The organism is Escherichia sp. E14S1 (assembly GCF_004211995.1).
Taxonomy (GTDB): Bacteria; Pseudomonadota; Gammaproteobacteria; order Enterobacterales; family Enterobacteriaceae; genus Escherichia.
In genome coordinates, this window is record NZ_RHJQ01000023.1 from 23361 (window position 1) to 44824 (window position 21464).

Here is a 21464-nt window from a genome sequence, read left to right on the forward strand (position 1 = left end):
CAGTGAAATTACTCTGCTTTTTCGCAATCAGCATCACAAGATTACCCTTATTGTCACATAGCCAAACCCATCCTTTCCCGCTACAGTTAATTTCTTGTGGCGAGAAAGGAGGCAAAAATGCTCTATATCTTTGATTTAGGTAATGTGATTGTCGATATCGACTTTAACCGTGTGCTGGGAACCTGGAGCGATTTAACGCGTATTCCGCTGGCATCGCTTAAGAAGAGTTTTCATATGGGGGAGGCGTTTCATCAGCATGAGCGCGGGGAAATTAGCGACGAAGCGTTCGCAGAGGCGATGTGCCATGAGATGGCTCTACCGCTAAGCTACGAGCAGTTCTCCCACGGCTGGCAGGCGGTGTTTGTCGCGCTGCGCCCGGAAGTGATCGCCATCATGCATAAACTGCGTGAGCAGGGGCATCGCGTGGTGGTGCTTTCCAATACCAACCGCCTGCATACCACCTTCTGGCCGGAGGAATACCCGGAAATCCGTGATGCTGCTGACCATATCTATCTTTCGCAAGATCTGGGCATGCGCAAACCTGAAGCACGAATTTACCAGCATGTTTTACAGGTGGAAGGTTTTTCACCCAGCGATACAGTCTTTTTCGACGATAACGCCGATAATATAGAAGGAGCAAATCAGCTAGGCATTACCAGTATTCTGGTGAAAGATAAAACCACCATCCCGGACTATTTCGCGAAGGTGTTATGCTAAAAACCATCCATGAAAAAGCCAGGTATCGTACCCGTCCGCTATGGGCCTGGCTGAAACTACTCTGGCAACGCATTAATGAGGACAACATGACCACCCTGGCAGGTAATCTTGCCTATGTGTCGTTGCTCTCATTAGTGCCGCTGGTTGCCGTTGTTTTTGCGCTTTTCGCCGCTTTTCCCATGTTTTCCGACGTCAGCATTCAGTTGCGTCACTTTATTTTTGCCAACTTTCTGCCTGCCACTGGCGACGTTATCCAGCAATATATTGAACAGTTTGTTGCCAATTCCAACAAGATGACCGCCGTCGGGGCATGCGGCCTGATCGTCACGGCGTTATTGTTGATGTATTCCATTGATAGCGCATTGAATGCCATCTGGCGAAGTAAACGGGTACGGCCAAAAATTTACTCTTTTGCTGTGTACTGGATGATCCTGACGTTAGGGCCGCTGCTGGCAGGGGCCAGTCTGGCGATCAGTTCCTATCTGCTCTCCCTGCGCTGGGCGAGCGATCTCAATACTGTCATCGACAATGTGCTGCGTATTTTTCCGCTGCTGTTGTCGTGGATCTCCTTTTGGTTGCTTTACAGCATCGTTCCCACCATCCGCGTACCGAATCGCGACGCGATTGTCGGCGCGTTTGTCGCCGCACTCCTGTTCGAAGCAGGAAAGAAAGGTTTCGCGCTTTATATCACCATGTTCCCGTCATATCAGCTCATTTACGGCGTGCTGGCGGTGATCCCCATTCTCTTTGTCTGGGTCTACTGGACATGGTGTATCGTCTTGCTTGGCGCGGAAATTACTGTCACTCTCGGGGAATACCGCAAACTAAAACAAGCAGCTGAACAAGAAGAAGACGACGAACCATGATTGCATTAATTCAACGCGTAACCCGTGCCAGCGTCACCGTGGAGGGAGAAGTGACGGGCGAAATTGGCGCGGGACTTTTGGTGTTATTGGGTGTCGAAAAGGATGACGACGAACAGAAAGCAAACCGTCTGTGCGAGCGTGTGCTCGGCTATCGCATTTTTAGCGATGCCGAAGGCAAGATGAATCTCAACGTGCAACAGGCGGGCGGCAGTGTGCTGGTAGTTTCCCAGTTTACCCTTGCCGCAGATACCGAACGAGGGATGCGCCCAAGCTTCTCCAAAGGCGCATCACCGGATCGCGCAGAGGCGTTATATGACTATTTCGTCGAACGCTGCCGTCAGCAGGAGATGAACACGCAAACAGGACGCTTCGCTGCGGATATGCAGGTATCGCTGGTCAATGATGGTCCCGTGACATTCTGGTTGCAGGTATGAGCCAGCTTCCAGGGGTGTCACGGGAAACAAGAGAGAGTATCGCTATGTATCACCTTCGGGTTCCACAAACAGAAGAAGAATTAGAGCGCTACTATCAGTTCCGCTGGGAGATGTTGCGTAAACCCCTGCATCAACCAAAAGGTTCGGAACGCGACGCGTGGGATGCGATGGCGCATCACCAGATGGTCGTCGACGAGCAGGGTAATCTGGTGGCAGTAGGGCGGCTGTATATTAATGCCGATAACGAAGCGTCCATTCGCTTTATGGCCGTTCATCCTGACGTGCAGGACAAAGGGCTGGGAACGCTGATGGCGATGACACTGGAGTCTGTAGCGCGCCAGGAAGGCGTTAAGCGCGTGACCTGTAGCGCCCGTGAAGACGCGGTAGAGTTTTTTGCCAAGCTGGGGTTTGTTAATCAGGGAGAAATCACCACGCCAACCACCACGCCAATCCGCCATTTTTTGATGATTAAACCCGTCGCCACTCTGGATGACATTCTGCATCGCGGCGACTGGTGCGCGCAGTTGCAACAAGCGTGGTACGAACATATCCCGCTGAGTGAAAAAATGGGCGTGCGCATTCAGCAATATACCGGGCAAAAATTTATCACCACCATGCCGGAAACCGGCAATCAGAATCCGCACCACACGCTGTTTGCCGGGAGTTTATTCTCGCTGGCTACGCTCACCGGTTGGGGGCTTATCTGGTTGATGCTGCGCGAACGCCATCTCGGCGGAACGATTATTCTTGCCGATGCGCATATCCGCTACAGCAAGCCGATTAGCGGCAAACCCCATGCGGTAGCCGACCTTGGTGCGTTAAGCGGCGATCTTGACCGTCTGGCGCGCGGACGAAAAGCGCGCGTGCAGATGCAGGTCGAAATCTTTGGCGATGAGACGCCGGGTGCAGTGTTTGAAGGCACGTATATCGTTCTGCCCGCGAAGCCATTTGGCCCGTATGAAGAGGGCGGGAACGAAGAAGAGTAGGGCGTTTTAATTATCAATAAACGCTTCAGCCGGGAGATTAAAACGCTCGCTTAACGCCTTGATATGACGAACGGTGAGCGCCCGGCGACCATTAAGAATATTACTCACATTGGATTTAGAGCCAAGTTCTTGTGCCAAATCAGCCGCCTTAAGCCCATGTTGATCCATGAGGATCCGTAACAGACTTACGCCGCGTGGGGTCGATGCTAACCGCTGATTGAAATGCTGAAATTCCGGAGCGTTATTTTCATATTTGCGGATCCGCGCGCTGAGCAATTCAAATAAAGGGTTTTCCAGATCGTCACGATCGACTAAAAACTCGATCAGTTTCAGCGCATTATGGTATTCCTCTTGATCTGCTTTAGGGCCACATAATGGGATGCCTTTTACTGCGTGGGCGAAGGTACTGACGAGCGTTTCAAAATTGGCCGAGTCTTCTGCTGGTGTGTGATGTGTTCTCATTTTTATGGCTCCGATACCAGGTGGTGAGTCGGTCGTATTCATTGTGGGTAACAATATGTTTGACAAAACATTTTTGGAGCCTGAAATCTATATAGGCTATAAGTCGTAAATGATTGCCTGCAATATTAATCACCCACCATTTATCTCTGTACTTAAAGTTATCCAGAGAGGAAATATATCTTTTCATCTCACCCGGATCGCTAAACGTTGTTTTTTCAAGAAGATTTAATAAATCAATAAGGGCATCTTCATAAAGTGGAAAACGTTTTATCGCCTCGTTAAAAGGCTTGTGGCTGATAACATGCATGGTGTAATTCCATTACGAGTTTTCAACCTGAAAACACTGTAAGGCAGACCTGTGATGTTTTCAAGTTGAAAATAATTTTTATCTGAATCCGGAGCTACCTTCCCGCTCTCCAGGCCACATCCCGTAGTGCCGATCGCGCGGCCTCACTGATACCACCTAACTGAAAAAATCCGTGGATAACGCCAGGGTAGCGTTGGCAGGTACATTGCACTCCTTGCTCGGTCATGCGGTGATACAACGCTTCGCCTTCATCACAAAGCGGATCATATTCTGCGGTAATGATATGAACAGTCGGCAAGCCATTAAAATCATCGCGCCATAGAGGACTGGCTTCAGGATGCTTGCGATCAATATCTGGCAGGTACATCTCAAAGCCGCTCAGTAGAGTATCGCGTGTAATGATGTAATCGTGACCATTGCGGATATAGCTTTCGAAATGCGCAGTCGCATCAAGCATGGGATAAATTAAAATGAGTTGTGCCGGTTGCCAGTTGCCAGCACGCTTTAATCGCAAAGCGGTCACCAGCGCCAGATGCCCACCTGCGCTGTCGCCTGCAAGGGTTATCCGTTGTTTATCAACGCCGAGTTGTTCGGCGTGCTGCCAGACTAATTCTGCACCTCGTTGCGCATCATCATGGGCGGCGGGGAAAGTATGTTCCGGTGCCAGCCGATACTGGACGGCAATAACCCGACATTGCCCGTAATAGGCTAACTGGCGCAGTTGGTTGTCGTGAGTTGCGAACCCGCCGCTAACAAAACAGCCACCGTAGTAATAAATTATCGTCGGGAGTAATGTCGGGGCATTCAGCGGTGACACTATTCGTAAGGTCATCCCTTCAAGTTCGATAGTCTGAATATCTACCCGCGTTTCTGTCTCACCCGCAAGGACAGCGATGGCGATATAGCCCTCCCTGCGTTGCGCAATACTTTGTTGACGCGATGAGGGGCGACCCGCAGCGATAAACTCTGCGACTAACTCTGCAATTCCTTTTTCCAGTGTCATAGTAGAACTCGTTTTGCTGTATGAATGTACAGCTTTATACGCCCGTTTTTGCTGGATGGATACAGGGAAATTCACGGGCGTGAAAAATCTGGAAAGCGTCTCGCAAAAACAAAACAACATGCAAAAATCCGCTTTTTTTTAATGATTTTCCGGCGTAATTTTCGCACATACATTAATGAGTAATATATGTAAGGTGGTAGCAATGGCGATGAATACGGTTTTTCTTCATTTATCAGAAGAGGCAATTAAACGGCTGAATAAACTCAGGGGCTGGCGTAAGGTTTCACGATCTGCAATTTTACGCGAAGCGGTAGAGCAATATCTGGAGCGGCAGCAATTCCCGGTGCGTAAAGCAAAGGGTGGCAGGCAAAGGTGTGAGACAGTAGGTGTTGATGATCAGTGTAAGGAGCATAAGGAATGACAAAAATTTTTTATTCTTGAATATAAAAAACCAGATGCCCTTATTCTGGTATTAATACAAGATTGTTTTACCTGAACTTATAATAACTGCAACTGTTACATCATATCTGGAAAACGCCTCGCAAAATACGAGAGATTTTGCGGGAATAGCAGGTGTCGTCACACCCTATGAGCTGTAATCCGGGCGACCTGCGCCACCCGGAAAACGTCAGAGATTACTCCCCTTCACCCGGAAACAGGAACGGGTTAATGGAACTGCGGGCGTAGCCTTCTTGCTCCATTCGCGCGTCCAGTACCAGAGAGGCGAGGTCATCTGCCACGGCTTCAACTTTCGGCTCTTTTTCCTGATAAAGAATCTTCAGGTAAGTGCCGCAGTCATCGCAGCTTTCGGCTTTAATCGCGGCCTGTTCGTCATCCAGCGACCAGTAGTGCAGTTTGCCGCTCTGCTCGCAGTTGCTGCATTTTACGCGCACCACGTGCCATTCGGTTTCACACAGGTTGCAGTGCAGGTAACGCAGCCCCTGAGTGGTGCCAATTTGCACCATGCTGGACACCGGCATAGAACCACAAACCGGGCAATATTGACGCTGTTCGCCGTATTCAGCGCGGGCTTTGCCGGGGATCAGATTGGCCATCTGCGCCCAGTAGAGCGACAGTGCAGCCCAGATAAACGGCGCTTTATCGCTGCTGACGGAAGAGAAATCAGAGGCAAACAGTGCGCTGGCCATATCTTCCAGCTCCTGGGTCGATGCCTTCTCCAGATTCTCAATCACCGCCAGCGCCGGGCCGCTCATTTCAGGTTTCAGTTCAGCAATCAGCGCCATCAGCAGTTTTTGCCAGTGCTTATCACGCGGCAGAACGTGAATATCCAGCGGTGGCTTGCCCTGTGCGCTGGCTTCTTTAATGCGCGCGGTCAGATCCATCTCCAGCGGATGGTCGTACAGCACCACTTCCTGGGCGTGGGCGATAAGCGCAGCAAAGCGCAGGTAATCACCCAGCGGATTATTTTCTGCCAGCTCGCGCAGACGCTCGGCGCGGCGGTTGTATAAATTTTTGAGCCGAGGGAACAATAACGGCGGAATCATATCCGCCGTACGTTTCTCGCTCGAACCCAGCTCATCTTGCGGGATTATGCGAATACTCATTCAGCTTTCTTTTCCGTTGTCTTGCGGACCTCACGGTACCAGCGCGGGTGATGTTTCTTCGCCCATGCGCTGGTAACCCATCCTTCCACCATGGCGGTAATCGTGCCTTTCACCCAAAGGGCGGCGTAGATATGCACCATGATAACCACAATTAACGCCACTGCGGCAAATGAATGCAGCATTAACGCGAATCGGATCACCGGGATTGAGAAAGCAGGCGCAAAATAAGGACGCCAGATAATCACACCGCTCACCAGCAGCAGGACCAGGAAAATAATCGCCGCCCAGAAAACGCATTTCTGACCGAAGTTATAACGCCCGGTGTCACCTACTTCCTCGTTGACGACGATCTTACGAATATTCTTCGCCCAAAAGATATCATCCCGATTGATTAGGTTGTGGTGCCAGTAACGGAAAAACATGATGATGAACGAGGCAAACATAACCACGCCGACAAACGGGTGCAGAATGCGCGCCAGCTGCGGTGTGCCCATGATTTGCATCAACCAGTTGAAGGAGGGGAAGAAAAACCCCAGCCCGCTCACCGCCGCCAGGATGAAACAGAAGGCGGTGACCCAGTGGTTGATACGTTCCGGCGCGGTGTAGCGCACGATGGTGTCACGTCGTTTCATTTGCGCTCCTCGTCTTTCTCTTCGTGCAGATTGTTCTCTTCCTCATCCGCACGGTTCGGACCGACACCCACGTAGTGGAAGATACTGGCCGCAAAGGTAGCCGCAAAGCCAACAGCCGCGAGCGGTTTCCAGATGCCTTTCCAGAATTTCACGGTTTGGCTGATTTCCGGGTTCTCCGGCAAGCCATGATACAGATTCGGCTTGTCAGCATGGTGCAGCACGTACATGACGTGTGTACCACCAACGCCAGCCGGATCATACAGACCCGCATTGTCGTAACCACGGGTTTTCAGCTCAGCCACGCGCTCGCTCGCCAGCGTTTTCATCGACTCTTTCGTACCGAAGTGAATCGCACCCGTCGGGCAGGTTTTCACGCAGGCCGGCTCTTGCCCAACCACCACGCGGTCAACGCACAGCGTACATTTGTAGACGCGGTTGTCTTCCGGGTTGAGGCGCGGAATATCGAACGGGCAGCCCGCAATGCAATAACCGCAGCCAATGCACTGCTCGGACTGGAAGTCGACGATACCGTTGGCATACTGAATAATTGCCCCTTCCGCCGGGCACGCTTTCAGGCAGCCTGGATCGGAACAGTGCATACAGCCGTCTTTGCGGATCAGCCATTCCAGTTTGTCGTTCTGCTCCACTTCCGAGAAGCGCATTACCGTCCACGATTTGGCGCTTAAATCATTGGGGTTGTCGTACACCCCAATGTTATTGCCGACGGTATCGCGAATGTCGTTCCACTCTGAACACGCCACCTGACAGGCTTTACAGCCGATGCAGGTGGTGACGTCGATGAGTTTCGCCACTTCTTCCTGGAAGTCCCGCGCCTGAGGCGCGGGGGTCAGACCGTTAGTCGCGGAGCGACGAATAATGTCTTGCGATTGATAAGCCATATGTCGTCTCCGTTATACCTTTTCCACATTCACAAGGAAGGACTTAAACTCCGGCGTCTGCGTGTTCGCATCACCAACGAATGGCGTTAACGTATTGGCAATAAAGCCTTTTTTTGCAACACCTTCATAGCCCCAGTGAATTGGAATACCGATGGTATCGATATCTTTGCCGTTCGCTTTCAGCGTGCGAATACGTTTGGTCACCACCGCTTTGGCTTTGATATAGCCACGGTTGGAGGAGACTTTCACGGTATCGCCCTGGGCAATGCCAAGTTTATTCGCCAGCGACTCACCGATTTCCACAAACTGCTCTGGCTGCAAAATCGCGTTCAACAGCGCGTGTTTGGTCCAGTAGTGGAAGTGCTCGGTCAGACGATAGGTGGTTCCGACATATGGGAACTTATCGGCTTTACCCAGAGCTTCGGCGTCGTCTTTAAAGATACGCGCAGCCGGGTTCGAGATAACGTTTGGATGCAGTGGGTTAGTTCCCAGCGGCGTTTCAAACGGCTCGTAGTGTTCCGGGAACGGACCTTCCGCCATCTTATCGAGGGCAAACAGACGTCCCATGCCTTCCTGCTGCATGATAAACGGCCCGACGCCACTGCCCGGAGGCGCTGCGCTGTAGTCCGGAATATCCCAGCCGGTCCACTTAGTGCCGTCCCATTTCAGCAACTGACGCTTCGGATCCCACGGGTTACCCTGCGGGTCTGCGGAGGCGCGGTTATACAGAATGCGGCGGTTAAGCGGCCATGCCCATGCCCAGCCCAGCGTGTTACCGAGGCCAGACGGATCGGCGTTATCACGACGCGCCATCTGGTTGCCTTCTGGCGTCCAGCTACCGGCGAAAATCCAGCAGCCACAGGAGGTCGTACCGTCATCGCGCAGTTGGGCGAACGAGCTAAGTTGTTGGCCTTTCTTGACGATAACCGCACCGGTTGCCGGATCGGTAATATCGGCCAGCGCCTTACCGTTACTCTCCATCGCCACTTCTTCTGAAGATGGCTCATGCGGAATGGCGTAGTTCCAGGTCATGTTCAGCACCTGGTCCGGGTTCGCGCCACCCTGTTCGGCATACATCTTGCGCAAGCGCAGGAAGATACCGGAGAGGATCTCGCCGTCAGTCAGCGCAATCCCCGGGGCGTCCGCACCTTTCCAGTGCCACTGCAACCAGCGACCGGAGTTAACGATTGAACCGTTCTCTTCCGCGAAGCAGGTCGATGGCAGACGGAACACTTCGGTCTGGATCTTCGACGAGTCAACTTCGTTCAGCTCACCGTGGTTCTGCCAGAAGTTGGAGGTTTCAGTATTCAGTGGGTCGATGGTCACGAGGAACTTCAGTTTCGACAGACAACCGATCACTTTGTTTTTGTTCGGGAATGAGGCAACCGGGTTAAAGCCCTGGCAGATATAGCCATTGACCTTGCCCTCTTTCATCATCTCGAAGTATTGCAGGACGTCGTAGCCTTTATCCCACTTCGGCAACCAGTCAAAGCCCCAGCTATTTTCCGCCGTCGCTTTATCACCAAAGAAGGCCTTCATCATGGAGACGAAGAATTTCGGGTAGTTGCTCCAGTAGTTAACCTGTCCTTCCAGCAGCGGTTTCGGCGTGCTGGCGGCGAGGTAGGTTTGCAGATCAGTCTGCTTCTCGCTTGGCAGCGTCATGTAACCTGGCAGGCTCTGCGACAGCAGCCCCAGGTCCGTCAGCCCCTGAATGTTGGAGTGACCGCGCAGGGCGTTAACGCCGCCGCCTGCCATGCCCATATTGCCGAGTAGCAGCTGGATCATCGCCATCGTACGAATGTTTTGCGCGCCAACGGAGTGTTGCGTCCAGCCGAGCGCGTAGAGGAACGAGGCAGTTTTATCGTGAGCACTGGTTTCGGCGATATATTCGCAGACTTTCAGGAACGCGTCTTTTGGCGTACCACAGATGTTTTCAACCACATCTGGCGTGTAGCGGGAAACGTGCTGTTTCAGCAAGTTCCACACGCAGCGCGGATGTTGCAGCGTGGTATCGCGTTTGGCGAAGCCGTTTTCGTCCAGTTCGTAGGTCCAGCTGGATTTATCGTACTTGCGTTTTTCCGCGTCGTAGCCGGTGAACAGGCCATCTTCAAAGCCGTAATCCTCACGCACGATCAGGCTGGCGTTGGTATAGGCTTCGGTGTATTCGCGGTTGAATTTTTCATTGTTCAGCAGGTACAGCAATACGCCTGACAGGAAAGCAATGTCAGTACCGGAACGAATAGGGGCATAGTAGTCAGCCACCGCCGCCGTACGCGTAAAGCGAGGATCGATCACAATCAGCTTCGCGCCGTTGTGAATTTTGGCTTCCATCGCCCAGCGGAACCCTACCGGGTGAGCTTCAGCGGCGTTACCGCCCATCACCACGACGAGGTTGGCGTTCTTGATGTCGACCCAGTGGTTGGTCATCGCACCGCGACCAAATGTTGGAGCAAGACTTGCTACCGTTGGTCCGTGTCAGACACGCGCCTGGTTGTCGACCGCGAGCATACCCAGCGCGCGGGAGAATTTTTGCGTTAAATAGCCGGTTTCGTTACTCGACGCGGAAGCACACAGCATCCCGGTGGAGAGCCAGCGGTTAACAGTCACGCCTTCGGCGTTTTGCGCAATGTAGTTAGCATCGCGGTCTTCTTTCATCAGTTTGGCGATGCGATCAAACGCCTCTTCCCAACTGATTTGCTGCCATTTATCAGAACCTGGCGCACGATATTCCGGGAACTTCAGACGGCTTTCGGAGTGGATGAAATCCACCAGGCCAGCGCCTTTCGGACAAAGTGCACCGCGGTTGACCGGGTGATCCGGATCGCCTTCGATATGGAAGATAGATGCTTTGGCGTTTTTTGCTCCGTCACCGAGGCTGTACATCAACAGCCCACAGCCTACGGAACAATAGGTGCAGGTATTACGGGTTTCGCGGGTGCGCAGCAGTTTATACTGCCGGGTTTCCGCGAGTGCTACGCTGGGTGCAAAACCCAGTGCCGCTGCCGTGGTGCCTGCCATACCGCCAGCGCAGATCTTAAAGAACTGCCTTCTGCTGACCTGCATGGATTGCTCCTTGTTTCGACATTGTCACGTCCCATTTACATTCGCTTGCTGAGTGTGCAGGGAGTGGGAGTTATTTTTCTTTGCGGAAGGGGCCGCAAAGGTCCAGAATTGGCTCAATTTCCCTCCATCCAGGAAGGGTTTGTAACAGAATACCATAATGTTGGTGTGTGTGTTCTTATCTGGTTAAGAGAAAGTGAAAAAAACACAGCAAAAAGAAACCAAAAATGTGACAAATATCACAGGTGTTCGTCAAATTGAGTTATGGCGGCGTGACGATTTACAACATCCACGGTTAGATGAGGTGGCGGAAGAAGTTCCCGTTGCGCTGGTCTACAACGGTATTTCGCATGTGGTGATGATGGCATCGCCCAAAGACCTTGAACTGTTTGCGCTCGGTTTTTCGCTTTCCGAAGGAATTATCGAAAGCCCACGCGATATCTTCGGCATGGATGTTGTTCCTTCCTGTAATGGTCTGGAAGTGCAAATCGAACTTTCCAGTCGCCGCTTTATGGGGTTGAAAGAGCGTCGTCGGGCGCTGGCGGGGCGCACGGGCTGTGGTGTATGCGGCGTGGAACAGCTTAACGACATCGGTAAACCGGTGCAGCCGCTGCCGTTCACCCAGACGTTTGATCTCAACAAACTGGATGATGCATTACGTCATCTCAATGATTTCCAGCCAGTGGGGCAACTGACTGGTTGTACCCACGCCGCCGCCTGGATGTTGCCATCTGGCGAGCTGGCAGGCGGACATGAAGACGTGGGCCGCCATGTGGCGCTGGATAAACTGTTAGGCCGCCGGGCGCAAGAAGGTGAAAGCTGGCAGCAAGGTGCGGTGCTGGTTTCCAGCCGTGCCAGTTATGAAATGGTGCAAAAGTCGGCGATGTGCGGCGTAGAGATTTTGTTTGCGGTATCTGCCGCGACCACACTGGCCGTAGAAGTGGCTGAACGCTGTAATCTGACGCTGGTGGGCTTTTGTAAACCGGGTCGGGCAACGGTTTATACCCATCCGCAGCGTTTGATTCATAATTAAAGAAATACCGCAATTCTGATTCTGGATTGCGGTTTTATTTTTCTATTAAATCATCCTCAATATATTATTCAGCATTTAAATAATAATTTCACCACAATAAATTATCTCGTTAATTCCGGTTCATATCGATATACTCCAGTCGCATTAATCCTTTAAGAATTAATCATTATTTATATAAAACATTTTGTTTTAATCATCGCGTCAATAAATAAATGTTTCCGATGCGTGAATGAAAATAACAAACCTTGCACCGGTTGTAAAAACAGCAATGTATTTTCAATAGTAGGTGATGGATTATGAGTATTGAAAAATGAGTACATTACAGTTACCTGGCAGTTCATATTCTACAGAAGTTAATTTAAACGGCTTAATTGAGGTGCTCAGTAAGCACCTTTACTCTACCCCCGTGGTTGCCGTGCGCGAGCTGGTGCAGAACGGCCATGATGCGATTGTGCGCCGCAGGATTGAGCAGCCCGATGCGCCAAAGGATAACGCGATTCGTGTGGTGGCAGACGTGGCGAAGTCCACCATCACCATTACCGATACCGGCGCGGGTCTGACAGAAAGCGAAATTCACGGCTTCCTGGCAACAGTGGGCGTGGGTTATACCCGAATGTTGCGCCAGCAGGATGACAACACCGGTTTAATTGGTATGTTCGGCCTTGGTTTCTTGTCTGCATTTGTACTTGCAAAAGAGGTCACGGTGTTGACCACATCCTGGCAAACGCCGGATCAGAGCTGGAAATACCACTCTACTGACGGGCAAAAATATACCGTTACGCCGCATCAGTCCTCGGAAACGGGTACGCAGGTGATTCTGACGCTCAAAGAAGAGTACAGCCATCTGGCGAGTAACAATTTGCTGAACCGCGTTCTTTCCCGCTACTGCATATTGCTGCACGAACCGGTCTATGTCGGCGATGCCAGCGAGCCGGTAAATAAACTTCAACCACCGTGGCGTGAAGTTGCCCCCGAAGGCGTAACCATGCACCGTGCGCTAGTACAGCGTAAAAATCTCGCCTTTGCCGCGCAGTTTGAATCCTCCTTCGAACCGATTTGCACCATTCCGGTGGTGCCCGCGGGAATGAGCGACGCGGTCGGGATTTTATGGATTCAGGATGGCGCGACCTACGGCACCAGCGATAACCGCAACCTGTCGTTGTTTTTGCGCGGTATGTTACTGGATGATGAAGCGCGTGAATTGTTACCGCCCTGGGCCGGATTTATTGGCGGCGTGATTGAGTCATCGAAACTGACGCCGACGGCGAGCCGGGAAGATCTTCAGCGGGACGAAACCTGGGTTGCGGTACAAGAAGCGTTAAAAGAGGCGCTGATCTCTGGTTTGTCCGATCTCGCACAAAATCAGCCAGAAATCTGGCGGCGTGTATTAATGCGCCACAACGAAGCGTTGCTGGGTGCGGCATTGTGTGATGACCGCCTGTTTGATTTGCTCAAAGATCGCTTGCAGGTGCCAACGTCAAAAGGGGCGCTGCTGGCGAAGGATTTACGCGTTAATAACAGTATTCATATTCTGTTAAGTCGCGACGGCGGTTTTGAAGAGATGTTGTTCCATATTCTGCAACGGCCTGTAGCCCGTGGCGATCGCTATGCGGTGGTGCCATTTTTACGCCGTTGGGCGCTGTTATATCACTGCCGGATTATCGAAGTCGGTACACAAACAGGTAATGAGCAGTTGTTCAGCCTGGCAGAATTACCCGAAGAGCAGGTGGCTTATCTGGAAGAGCATCTCTGCGATGGCGAGCAATTAATTATCTCCCGCTTCGAACCCGCTGTTTTACCGCTCGTGGTCACGCCAGACCGCGAAGCAGAATTAAAACAAATACTCGAACAGGATGACGCAGATAAACGTATCAGTACCGCAGCATTAATGCTGGCGCGGCAATTTACCTCGCAAATCCAAAAGACTAAAACCTCAAGTCTGTATATCAATCTTAATAACCCCTGTGTCATGCAACTGGTGACCGCCTTACAACACCATCAACAGCCAGCGGCAGCATTACGGTTATTAAAATCGCTGAAAGTGATTTTGTGCTCCAGCGGTAATAAAGAACAGCAGTGGGATTTACACCAGGCACTGGAAGATTTTACTCAGGTTATTCCTGTCTTAATTAATCAAGGAAAATAAAATGGATACATGGGAGTGGTACAACAAATATAGTCAGGAGTTGCGCGATGCCGGGCAAGAATATATTCCGCAGCTTATTGATGATTTTTCAGAAAGTGTTTTGCACCTGCAAATAGAAAAATGCGATTCGCTATTGCCGGAAATGAAAGCGCTGAATCAAGTAGCCAAAAATCCGTGGCTGGAAATATTTATCGGTCACTGGGAAATGCGTCATCGCCTGACTAACTATGAAGAAGGCGAAAAGGTGCTGCCAGACGTGGTAGCGCTGTTTGAAAAAGCGCATCGGGAAGAGGCGAAAGATTGCCCGCAGTCCATTTGCGTTACCCAGGATTTATCAGCCTGCTACGAAAATATTGATGCACCTGGCTGGGCGAATGAACGCATGGCAGTATGTGAGGAAACCATCGCGCGCATTGATCCGACCTGGAGCTGTTTTCAATGTTTGTCCACCGAATATGCCAGCGCACTGATAGATTCCAAAAGGGTAGAAGAGGCACTGGCGTACCTGGATCGGCAAATCGACGCGGTTAAAGCATCCGGTGATGATGATATTGAAGCATTATTGAATACCCGTGCCGATATTTTGATTGAACTACAGCGTTACGATGAAGCACGTAAATTAATTGATGAACTGGCAAAAGAGAACGATTACTGGGGACGTGATCGCATCAGTTATCACCTCAAAAAACTGTACATCATGGCGTTATGTGGGCAGGACGAAGAGGTCTGGGAGGAATTGCCTCGTTGGTCAGATCTGACCCCCTATTCGTGGGGCATGTGGGTGAAGATAATCACCGTGTTACTTCCCCGTCATCCACAAAGAAACAGCTGGCAGTTGGCGCGCATCATCCAACAAATATTGGAACATCGTTCGCAGGCCGGGGCGCACCGCAAAGCGGTTGATCTGGCGAAACTGCAAATTACCCTGGCGCTGGAGCGTGAATCCGTCTGGATTGCCAAAATGGCGATGAAACAGGCCCAGCGGCACATGCCAAAATTACGCGCGTTACTGGGCGTTGATCGCGAGTTTCTCGAACTTAGCGAAAAAATCGCCGCCAAAGAGGCGGAGTTGCTTGCTCGTCCGGTTGTAGAAGTACCTGAAAATAGCGATGAAGAAACGCAGCCAGATCCAGAAAAAGACGTAGAAACATTCCGTCGCGCTTATCTGAACACGCCAGATGATGCGGAATTGCTGGGCAAACTGGTCAATGCGTTAAACGCCTGTAATGCGATTAATGAGTCGATCGAACTTTTGCAACGCCACGTTGAAAGTCACCTTCAGGAAGATAACGGCCTTTGCTTCGATCTACTGGATCTCTTGCTTAACCGTGGCGATCAGCAAGCGATCGAGCACCTGGCGAAGCTGTATGAACAGGCGGGTCTGCTACATATGGCGCTGTGGTTCCGTGCGCGGGTGATTAACCAACAGGAAGACTGGAGTGAACTGGAGTCGATTGGGCAACAGTTGCTGCAAAACGAAAAAGGGCGTGAGTGGGTCGGCGTTTATCGCATGTGCTCCTGGGCAGCACAAAAACAGGAAGCCTGGGATCGACAGCTCGATTATTTACAACAATTGCAGCAACTGATGATTAGCCGTGAAGAAGATATTCGTAATCTCCAGTGGGATATCATGGCGACCGCCAGCATCCTGCAACAATGGGATCAGGTGCGTGCTATTGCTACTGAACTGGAAATCGAACTCACGGAAGGCGAAGGTTTTATTGATGAAAAATGGGGGCTGTTAAACATCCGCTTCCGGGAAAATTATGAATACCGCTATTACTATGCTCAACGTATTGGGCCGGTAACAGCAAGGATCATTGAGCCAACTTACCGCACCGATTATCCGCAACATGTTGATGAGGTTGTGGTTTTCGATACAGAAATGTTGAACACCCGACCTGAAGACGAAGAAGAGCAGAAGAATTTCACGCCACTTTATGGGTGTCTGAAAACCATTATCCCGACCGAGTACGGCGAGTCCTGGTTCTGCGAAGGTGTCATGCCTGGTGAAGAACAGTTTAATGCCTTCCGTGAGGCGCTCCGTGAACGAAACTGGTACTACTGGAGCAACAGTAATGATGACTATACGTTAACCGATAGTCATCAGGGAGAAGGCGCTGATCCTCTGCCCGCGTTCTATTTTGTTATCAGTGCGCCGCGTTCAGTTTCTAAAGGTGATATCGATAAGACCTTGCACGAATTGACCGCTGGCTGGGAACATCCGTTGTGCTGGTGGCGTCTTGCCAAAGAAGCCGGGGCGAATGAAGAGAAGCATGCCGCTATTGCCGAACGCTACGGGATGTAGTGCGTGATTAATGGCGGGGGGAGATGACACTCCCTCTCGCCAGGGTTGTGCCGTTAATTAAAATGAGTCCTGTGATTTAGAGATTAAATTACAGGACTCATTCATTTTGTGGATATTATAGATTTATTTATAAACAAAACACGCGTAGTGACATTTTCTTTTTTCCTTTATTATATTCACTCTCTTATCTATATATTTATAAGGCAATTAAATGAAAAGGAATTTATTATCTTCAGCTATTATTATCGCTATAATGGCCCTCGGTATCACCGGATGTGATGATAAAAAAACTGAAACAGAAACTCCCCCGCCCGCCAATAGTCAACCTGCCGCACCAGCCCCTGAAGCGAAACCTACTGAAGCTCCCGTTGCAAAAGCAGAAGCTAAACCTGAAACGCCTGCGCAACCGGAGGTGGATGAACAAGCGGTTTTCGATGAAAAAATGGATGTCTATATCAAGTGCTATAACAAGTTACAGATCCCTGTACAGCGCAGTCTGGCGCGTTATGCCGACTGGCTGAAAGATTTTAAACAGGGACCAACGGGTAAAGAGAGTCATGTTTATGGCATCTACGGCATTAGTGAATCCAGTCTTTCTGAGTGTGAAAAAGGCGTGAAAAGTGTTGTGGCGTTAACGCCTGAGCTGCAACCTATTGATGGCGTGGCGTTGAATTATATTAATACCGCAGTCGCGCTGGGGAATACTATTAATGAAATGGACAAATATTACACCCAGGAAAATTATAAAGACGATGCGTTTGCCAAAGGGAAAACGCTGCACCAGACATTCTTAAAAAATCTTGAATCCTTTGAACCTGTAGCAGAATCTTATCATGCGGCAATTCAGGAAATTAATGATAAGCGCCAGCTTGTGGAGCTGAAAAATATTGAACAAAGAGAAGGAAAAACATTTCACTACTACTCTCTGGCTGCCATGATTTCAGCGAAACAAATTAATAACCTGATATCGCAAGAGAAGTTTGATGCAGAAGCGGCAATGAAGAAAGTGGCTGAACTTGAAACGCTGGTGGCGCAAGCCAAAGAAGTGAGTAAAGACAGTATGAATTCTCTCTTCACAGGGGCAGCAGACCGATATCAAATTGCATCTAAAAAATATGTTCGTCGTATCAGAGATAAAGTCCCGTATTCTGACTGGGATAAAAAGAAACTTCAGGACGCAAACACAAGCTGGATGGTCGAGGACTCATATCCGAAATCATTACAAGCTTATAATGAACTGGTCGGTAACTATAATCGCCTGCGTTAAACGTTTCTGATTTTTGTGCGCAATGTAATCGGGAGTATATCAATTCATAGTACCGGGGCGATGAAGCCCCGGCGTGAGAGATTATTGCCCGTAATAAGCATTGGCCCCATGCTTACGCAGGTAGTGCTTATCTAAGAGTTCGTTTTGCATGGCAGGAAGCTGCGGCGCGAGCTGGCGTGAGAACAGGCCCATATAGGCGCATTCTTCCAGCACTACGGCATTATGCACCGCATCGGCGGCGTTTTTACCCCATGCGAACGGACCGTGAGAATGCACCAGCACCGCCGGAATTTGTGCCGGACTCCTGCCACGTTCTTCGAAAGTTTCAATGATCACTTTGCCGGTCTGGTATTCATACTCGCCGTTGATCTCCTCTGCGGTCATCTGGCGTGTGCAGGGGATTGCACCATAAAAATAATCGGCGTGTGTGGTGCCCCAGGCGGGGAGATCCAGCCCGGCCTGTGACCAGATAGTGGCGTGGCGCGAGTGGGTATGCACAATGCCACCGATTTCTGCATATCGACGGTAGAGCGCCAGATGCGTTGGTGTGTCGGACGAGGGCTTTTTGCTGCCTTTCACCACCTTACCGCTGGCGATCTCAACCACTACCATATCGTCAGCGGTCATCACGTCGTACTCGACGCCGGAAGGTTTAATCACCAGCCATTGCCGCGTTTCGTCTACCGCGCTGACATTGCCCCAGGTGAACGTCACCAGATGGTGAGCGGGAAGTGCCAGATTCGCCGCCAGCACGTCGGCTTTCAGTTGCTCTAACATATAAATCCCGCCTCCTGCATACGCGCTTCAATCCAGCGCCGCGCCTGAATAATCTCCAGCACCGGCTCTTTGGCTTTTTCGGTCCACATCTCAATCAGAAATGATCCGCGATAGTTCAGCTCATGCAGCGTTTTGAAGATGCCAACAAAATCGACACAGCCTTCGCCAAACGGCACGTCGCGGAACTGTCCGGGGCTTTGTTCGGTAACGGGTTGAGTGTCTTTCAGGTGGATTGCGGCAATACGGTCAATGCCCAGCTTCAGTTCGGCGGGAACATCATTGCCCCAGGCGCTAAGATTGCCGACGTCCGGGTAGACGGTGAACCACGGCGAGGCGAGCATCTCGTCCCACTTTTTCCATTTGCTGATGGAGTTCATAAACGCGGTGTCCATAATCTCCACCGCCAGCATTACTTGTGATGCCGCTGCCTGTTCTACCGCCCACGCCAGCCCTTCAGCAAAACGTTGCTGCGTGCCGTCGTCATGGTCTTCGTAATAGACGTCGTAACCAGCCAGTTGAATGGTGCGAATGCCGAGATCGCGCGCCAGGCGAATCGCTTTACTCATGATTTCCCGCGCCCGTTCGCGCACCGCCTCGTCCCGGCTGCCAAAAGGAAAGCGACGATGGGCAGACAGACACATTGACGGAATAGCAACGCCCGTTTCGATCATCGCGGTGACCAGTGAGGCACGTTGTGCGGCGCTCCAGTCAAGACGTGAAAGCCGTTCGTCGGTTTCATCCACTGACATTTCGACAAAATCAAAGCCGCAGCTTTTTGCCAGCACCAGCCGCTCCGGCCAGGAGAGATCTTTCGCCAGCGCTTTTTCATAAATCCCTAACGGATGATTACGCACGCGCGCCTCCCCAGATAGCATCGATTTGCGCATGGAAATCGCCAGCCACCTGCGCCGGATTTGCTGCGCCCGCCAGCGCCCGCCCGGCAATAAACGCCTTCACGCGGATATCTTTAAACAGCGGCAGGTCAGCAGGGGTAATCCCGCCAGTAATGGAAAGCTCAAGGCCGATATCGGAAAGCGCTTTCATGCGTGCCAGATCGGCTTCGCCCCATTGTTGCCCGCTGGCCTGTGCATCACGACCACGATGATAAATGGCCTGCCGCACGCCAATACGATGCCAGTCACGGGCGTCGTCCAGTGTCCAGTTACCAAACAGCTCTATCTGGATTTCACCGCCGCAGCGTTGCGCCATCGCGTGGCCTTTTTCTACCGTGGCGAGCGGCGCGGCGCAGATGATGGTCATCCAGTTAGCGCCTGCGCCAAAAGCCTGTTGCGCGAGTGTTTCACCAGCGTCGGCGACCTTCCAGTCAGCAACGATGATTTTGTCCGGGCACTGTTCGCGCAAGGCTTTCACCGCGCCAAGCCCTTCGTTTAAGCAGAGAATGGTACCCGCTTCAACAATATCGACGCTGTCTTTTAACAGCGTCACGTCGCGCTGCGCGGCTTCAAGTGATGAGTGGTCGAGGGCCAGTTGCAGAAGTGGTCGGCTCATAATGTGTGCTCCTTAATGCGGGCGTGATAACCCTGAAGTGCGGCAATGAGATGCTGATAGCGTTGGTATTTTTGTTGGTAAAGCTGATGGGCGGTCATATCCGGCAGCAGGGTGCGTACCGGGTGCTGTAAGTCACGTTGGGCTTCGCTGAAATTGCGATAAACCCCGGTGCCGACGCGGGCGGCAAGTGCTGCGCCAAAACAGCCGGTTTCTTCCACCTGCGGCAGCTCGATACGTAAGCCGCTAACGTCCGCCAGCATTTGCATCCAGACATCGGAGTGCGCCGGGCCGCCAGTCACGCGCAGGGTGTGAATATCGGTAAAACGTTCGCGCATCCGGTTGAGATGGGTCATATGGCTGAACACCACCCCTTCATAGATGGCCTGCAACAGATGCGCGCGGGTGTGAATGGCCTGCATCCCGTAGAAACCGCTGGTCATCTCGAGTCCGGCGTTGCTGCCGTACAGGAACGGCAGGAAAAAGAGATCGCCACCGGCTTTCGGCAAGCTGGCAACCGCCTGGTTGATCTCTGCAAACGAGATTTCTCCCCACTGTGCGGTAAACCATTCGAGGTTGCCGGAAGAGGTGGGGCTGGCTTCGTGAACGATAAATTCACCGTCATTAACGTAGCGGCCATAGACATACGGATGCGCTTCACCGTCACCTAAACCGCTGGTTATGCCGCTGGTCACCGCCCAGGTGCCCATCACCGCATTGAGGGTAAATTCGTCTTCGATCCCGGCGCAGAGTGCGGTAGAAACCACATCAAACAGACCGCCGACAACGGGCGTACCCGCTTTCAGACCGGTCAATGCGGCTGTCTGAGCGGTGATTTCCCCGCAGATTTCGGCAGATCCCACAACAGGCGGCAGGGCGTGGTTGATTTCACCGATCCCCAGCCAGTCGGTGAGACACGGGTCATATTTCCCAAGACTCATGTTGTAAAGATTGGACTCGGAAATATTGCTCTCTTCGCAGCCTTTCACGCCAGTTAAACACCAGCGCAGGTAGTCGTGCGTCATCATCACGCAGCCAATTTGCGTGTAGCGTTCCGGTTCGTGCGCTTTCAACCAGCGTAACAATGACACCGGATGCCCGGTCCATAAGGTCTGTCGGGTCAATGGGTAGAGTTTTTCCGGGATGCCATCTTCCTGCCAGCGACGAACGATTTCCATCGCCCGGCGATCCGAAGACAAAATAGCATTACCGAGCGGCTTGTCGTTTTTATCCAGTAAAAACAAACCTTTTCCCTGAGCGGAGATACCGATGCCAACAATTTGTTCCCCGCTGACGCCGGAATGGGTAAGCAGGGCGCGAATGACAGCAGTGCAGCATTGCCACAGTTCTGCCATATCGCGCTCTGCCCAGCCTGGCTGCGGGCTTAATGCGCATAGCGGCAGGCGCTGCACGCCTGCCTCCCGGCCTTCGCGGTCATACAGCCCGGCTTTCAGCCAGCTACCGCCACAATCTAACCCCAGCCAGTATTGCGTCAT

At 51.6% G+C, this 21464-nt stretch carries 20 protein-coding genes; 9 read left to right on the forward strand and 11 right to left on the reverse strand.

All coding sequences use genetic code 11. From position 1 onward, the window contains the following. Positions 1 to 117: 117 nt before the first annotated feature. From yihX to fabY, 4 genes are read left to right on the forward strand one after another with little or no spacing between them, the layout of a single operon-like run. Positions 118 to 717: a glucose-1-phosphatase gene (gene yihX, locus D9734_RS20080; protein ID WP_130209984.1), complete on the forward strand. Its 600-nt coding sequence runs from the start codon at positions 118 to 120 to the stop codon at positions 715 to 717. After that, positions 711 to 1583, forward strand: a complete 873-nt coding sequence (locus tag D9734_RS20085; RefSeq protein ID WP_130209986.1) for a virulence factor BrkB family protein — start codon at positions 711 to 713, stop codon at positions 1581 to 1583. The genes yihX and D9734_RS20085 overlap by 7 nt, the downstream gene beginning before the upstream one ends. Beyond that, positions 1580 to 2017, forward strand: a complete 438-nt coding sequence (gene dtd, locus D9734_RS20090) for a D-aminoacyl-tRNA deacylase (protein ID WP_000560983.1) — start codon at positions 1580 to 1582, stop codon at positions 2015 to 2017. Before D9734_RS20085 ends, dtd begins: the two co-directional genes overlap by 4 nt. A gap of 44 nt (positions 2018 to 2061) precedes the next feature. Next, positions 2062 to 3003, forward strand: a complete 942-nt coding sequence (gene fabY, locus D9734_RS20095; RefSeq protein ID WP_001297068.1) for a fatty acid biosynthesis protein FabY — start codon at positions 2062 to 2064, stop codon at positions 3001 to 3003. 6 nt (positions 3004 to 3009) lie between these two features. Here the strand turns inward: fabY and D9734_RS20100 are convergent, their stop codons facing one another. From D9734_RS20100 to D9734_RS20110, 3 genes are all read right to left on the reverse strand, one after another. Beyond that, on the reverse strand, positions 3010 to 3465 hold the full coding sequence (locus tag D9734_RS20100) for a helix-turn-helix domain-containing protein (RefSeq protein ID WP_130209988.1): 456 nt from the start codon (positions 3463 to 3465) through the stop codon (positions 3010 to 3012). Then, positions 3422 to 3772, reverse strand: coding sequence for a type II toxin-antitoxin system HigB family toxin (locus tag D9734_RS20105; RefSeq protein ID WP_130209990.1), 351 nt, complete (start codon positions 3770 to 3772; stop codon positions 3422 to 3424). The genes D9734_RS20100 and D9734_RS20105 overlap by 44 nt, the downstream gene beginning before the upstream one ends. A 94-nt stretch (positions 3773 to 3866) precedes the next feature. Beyond that, complete coding sequence (locus D9734_RS20110; RefSeq protein WP_130209992.1) at positions 3867 to 4775, reverse strand: alpha/beta hydrolase; 909 nt, start codon at positions 4773 to 4775, stop codon at positions 3867 to 3869. Positions 4776 to 4977: 202 nt separating this feature from the next. Between D9734_RS20110 and D9734_RS20115 the strand changes: the two genes are divergently transcribed. Beyond that, complete coding sequence (locus D9734_RS20115) at positions 4978 to 5196, forward strand: CopG family transcriptional regulator (protein WP_130209994.1); 219 nt, start codon at positions 4978 to 4980, stop codon at positions 5194 to 5196. 214 nt (positions 5197 to 5410) lie between these two features. Here the strand turns inward: D9734_RS20115 and fdhE are convergent, their stop codons facing one another. The 4 genes from fdhE to fdnG are packed head-to-tail and all read right to left on the reverse strand — an operon-like array spanning position 5411 to position 10934. Beyond that, positions 5411 to 6340 carry a formate dehydrogenase accessory protein FdhE gene (fdhE, locus tag D9734_RS20120; protein WP_000027708.1) on the reverse strand — a complete coding sequence of 310 codons (930 nt, stop codon included), beginning with the start codon at positions 6338 to 6340 and terminating at the stop codon, positions 5411 to 5413. Next, positions 6337 to 6972 (reverse strand): formate dehydrogenase cytochrome b556 subunit, encoded by a 636-nt coding sequence (fdoI, locus tag D9734_RS20125; protein ID WP_130209996.1) that lies wholly within the window; start codon positions 6970 to 6972, stop codon positions 6337 to 6339. Before fdoI ends, fdhE begins: the two co-directional genes overlap by 4 nt. Beyond that, the gene (fdoH, locus tag D9734_RS20130) at positions 6969 to 7871 is read right to left on the reverse strand and encodes a formate dehydrogenase O subunit beta (RefSeq protein ID WP_000331381.1); all 903 of its coding nucleotides are present in this window, start codon (positions 7869 to 7871) and stop codon (positions 6969 to 6971) included. The genes fdoI and fdoH overlap by 4 nt, the downstream gene beginning before the upstream one ends. Before the next feature lie 12 nt (positions 7872 to 7883). Continuing rightward, positions 7884 to 10934, reverse strand: coding sequence for a formate dehydrogenase-N subunit alpha (fdnG, locus tag D9734_RS20135; RefSeq protein WP_130209998.1), 3051 nt, complete (start codon positions 10932 to 10934; stop codon positions 7884 to 7886). A 193-nt stretch (positions 10935 to 11127) separates the two neighbouring features. On the opposite strand from fdnG, the gene fdhD reads away from it, so the two are divergent. The 4 genes from fdhD (at position 11128) to D9734_RS20155 (ending at position 17685) form a co-directional block, all read left to right on the forward strand. Beyond that, positions 11128 to 11964 carry a formate dehydrogenase accessory sulfurtransferase FdhD gene (gene fdhD, locus D9734_RS20140; protein ID WP_130210000.1) on the forward strand — a complete coding sequence of 279 codons (837 nt, stop codon included), beginning with the start codon at positions 11128 to 11130 and terminating at the stop codon, positions 11962 to 11964. Between the two features lie 310 nt (positions 11965 to 12274). Next, the gene (locus tag D9734_RS20145) at positions 12275 to 14110 is read left to right on the forward strand and encodes an ATP-binding protein (protein WP_130210002.1); all 1836 of its coding nucleotides are present in this window, start codon (positions 12275 to 12277) and stop codon (positions 14108 to 14110) included. Between the two features lies 1 nt (position 14111). Continuing rightward, positions 14112 to 16418 (forward strand): tetratricopeptide repeat protein, encoded by a 2307-nt coding sequence (locus D9734_RS20150; protein WP_130210004.1) that lies wholly within the window; start codon positions 14112 to 14114, stop codon positions 16416 to 16418. A 211-nt stretch (positions 16419 to 16629) separates the two neighbouring features. After that, positions 16630 to 17685 (forward strand): YiiG family protein, encoded by a 1056-nt coding sequence (locus tag D9734_RS20155; protein WP_130210006.1) that lies wholly within the window; start codon positions 16630 to 16632, stop codon positions 17683 to 17685. Positions 17686 to 17766: 81 nt separating this feature from the next. Here D9734_RS20155 and araD read toward each other — a convergent pair whose 3' ends face one another. Genes araD through lyxK form a run of 4 tightly spaced genes read right to left on the reverse strand, consistent with a single transcriptional unit; the run spans position 17767 to position 21464 of the window. After that, positions 17767 to 18462, reverse strand: a complete 696-nt coding sequence (gene araD / locus D9734_RS20160) for an L-ribulose-5-phosphate 4-epimerase (protein ID WP_130210008.1) — start codon at positions 18460 to 18462, stop codon at positions 17767 to 17769. Then, a complete protein-coding gene (locus D9734_RS20165; protein ID WP_130210010.1) occupies positions 18456 to 19316 on the reverse strand; it encodes an L-ribulose-5-phosphate 3-epimerase in 861 nt (286 codons plus the stop codon). Before D9734_RS20165 ends, araD begins: the two co-directional genes overlap by 7 nt. Next, entirely contained in the window at positions 19309 to 19971 is a 663-nt protein-coding gene (ulaD, locus tag D9734_RS20170; protein WP_000089481.1) for a 3-keto-L-gulonate-6-phosphate decarboxylase UlaD, read from the reverse strand. The genes D9734_RS20165 and ulaD overlap by 8 nt, the downstream gene beginning before the upstream one ends. Beyond that, entirely contained in the window at positions 19968 to 21464 is a 1497-nt protein-coding gene (gene lyxK, locus D9734_RS20175; RefSeq protein WP_130210012.1) for an L-xylulokinase, read from the reverse strand. The genes ulaD and lyxK overlap by 4 nt, the downstream gene beginning before the upstream one ends.

Bases quoted from the DNA above. Each gene is read 5' to 3' on its own strand.
- yihX (WP_130209984.1), top strand. From the start codon at position 118: ATGCTCTATATCTTTGATTTAGGTAATGTGATTGTCGATATCGACTTT.
- D9734_RS20085 (WP_130209986.1), top strand. From the start codon at position 711: ATGCTAAAAACCATCCATGAAAAAGCCAGGTATCGTACCCGTCCGCTA.
- dtd (WP_000560983.1), top strand. From the start codon at position 1,580: ATGATTGCATTAATTCAACGCGTAACCCGTGCCAGCGTCACCGTGGAG.
- fabY (WP_001297068.1), top strand. From the start codon at position 2,062: ATGTATCACCTTCGGGTTCCACAAACAGAAGAAGAATTAGAGCGCTAC.
- D9734_RS20100 (WP_130209988.1), bottom strand. From the start codon at position 3,465: ATGAGAACACATCACACACCAGCAGAAGACTCGGCCAATTTTGAAACG.
- D9734_RS20105 (WP_130209990.1), bottom strand. From the start codon at position 3,772: ATGCATGTTATCAGCCACAAGCCTTTTAACGAGGCGATAAAACGTTTT.
- D9734_RS20110 (WP_130209992.1), bottom strand. From the start codon at position 4,775: ATGACACTGGAAAAAGGAATTGCAGAGTTAGTCGCAGAGTTTATCGCT.
- D9734_RS20115 (WP_130209994.1), top strand. From the start codon at position 4,978: ATGGCGATGAATACGGTTTTTCTTCATTTATCAGAAGAGGCAATTAAA.
- fdhE (WP_000027708.1), bottom strand. From the start codon at position 6,340: ATGAGTATTCGCATAATCCCGCAAGATGAGCTGGGTTCGAGCGAGAAA.
- fdoI (WP_130209996.1), bottom strand. From the start codon at position 6,972: ATGAAACGACGTGACACCATCGTGCGCTACACCGCGCCGGAACGTATC.
- fdoH (WP_000331381.1), bottom strand. From the start codon at position 7,871: ATGGCTTATCAATCGCAAGACATTATTCGTCGCTCCGCGACTAACGGT.
- D9734_RS20145 (WP_130210002.1), top strand. From the start codon at position 12,275: ATGAGTACATTACAGTTACCTGGCAGTTCATATTCTACAGAAGTTAAT.
- D9734_RS20150 (WP_130210004.1), top strand. From the start codon at position 14,112: ATGGATACATGGGAGTGGTACAACAAATATAGTCAGGAGTTGCGCGAT.
- D9734_RS20155 (WP_130210006.1), top strand. From the start codon at position 16,630: ATGAAAAGGAATTTATTATCTTCAGCTATTATTATCGCTATAATGGCC.
- araD (WP_130210008.1), bottom strand. From the start codon at position 18,462: ATGTTAGAGCAACTGAAAGCCGACGTGCTGGCGGCGAATCTGGCACTT.
- ulaD (WP_000089481.1), bottom strand. From the start codon at position 19,971: ATGAGCCGACCACTTCTGCAACTGGCCCTCGACCACTCATCACTTGAA.
- lyxK (WP_130210012.1), bottom strand. From the start codon at position 21,464: ATGACGCAATACTGGCTGGGGTTAGATTGTGGCGGTAGCTGGCTGAAA.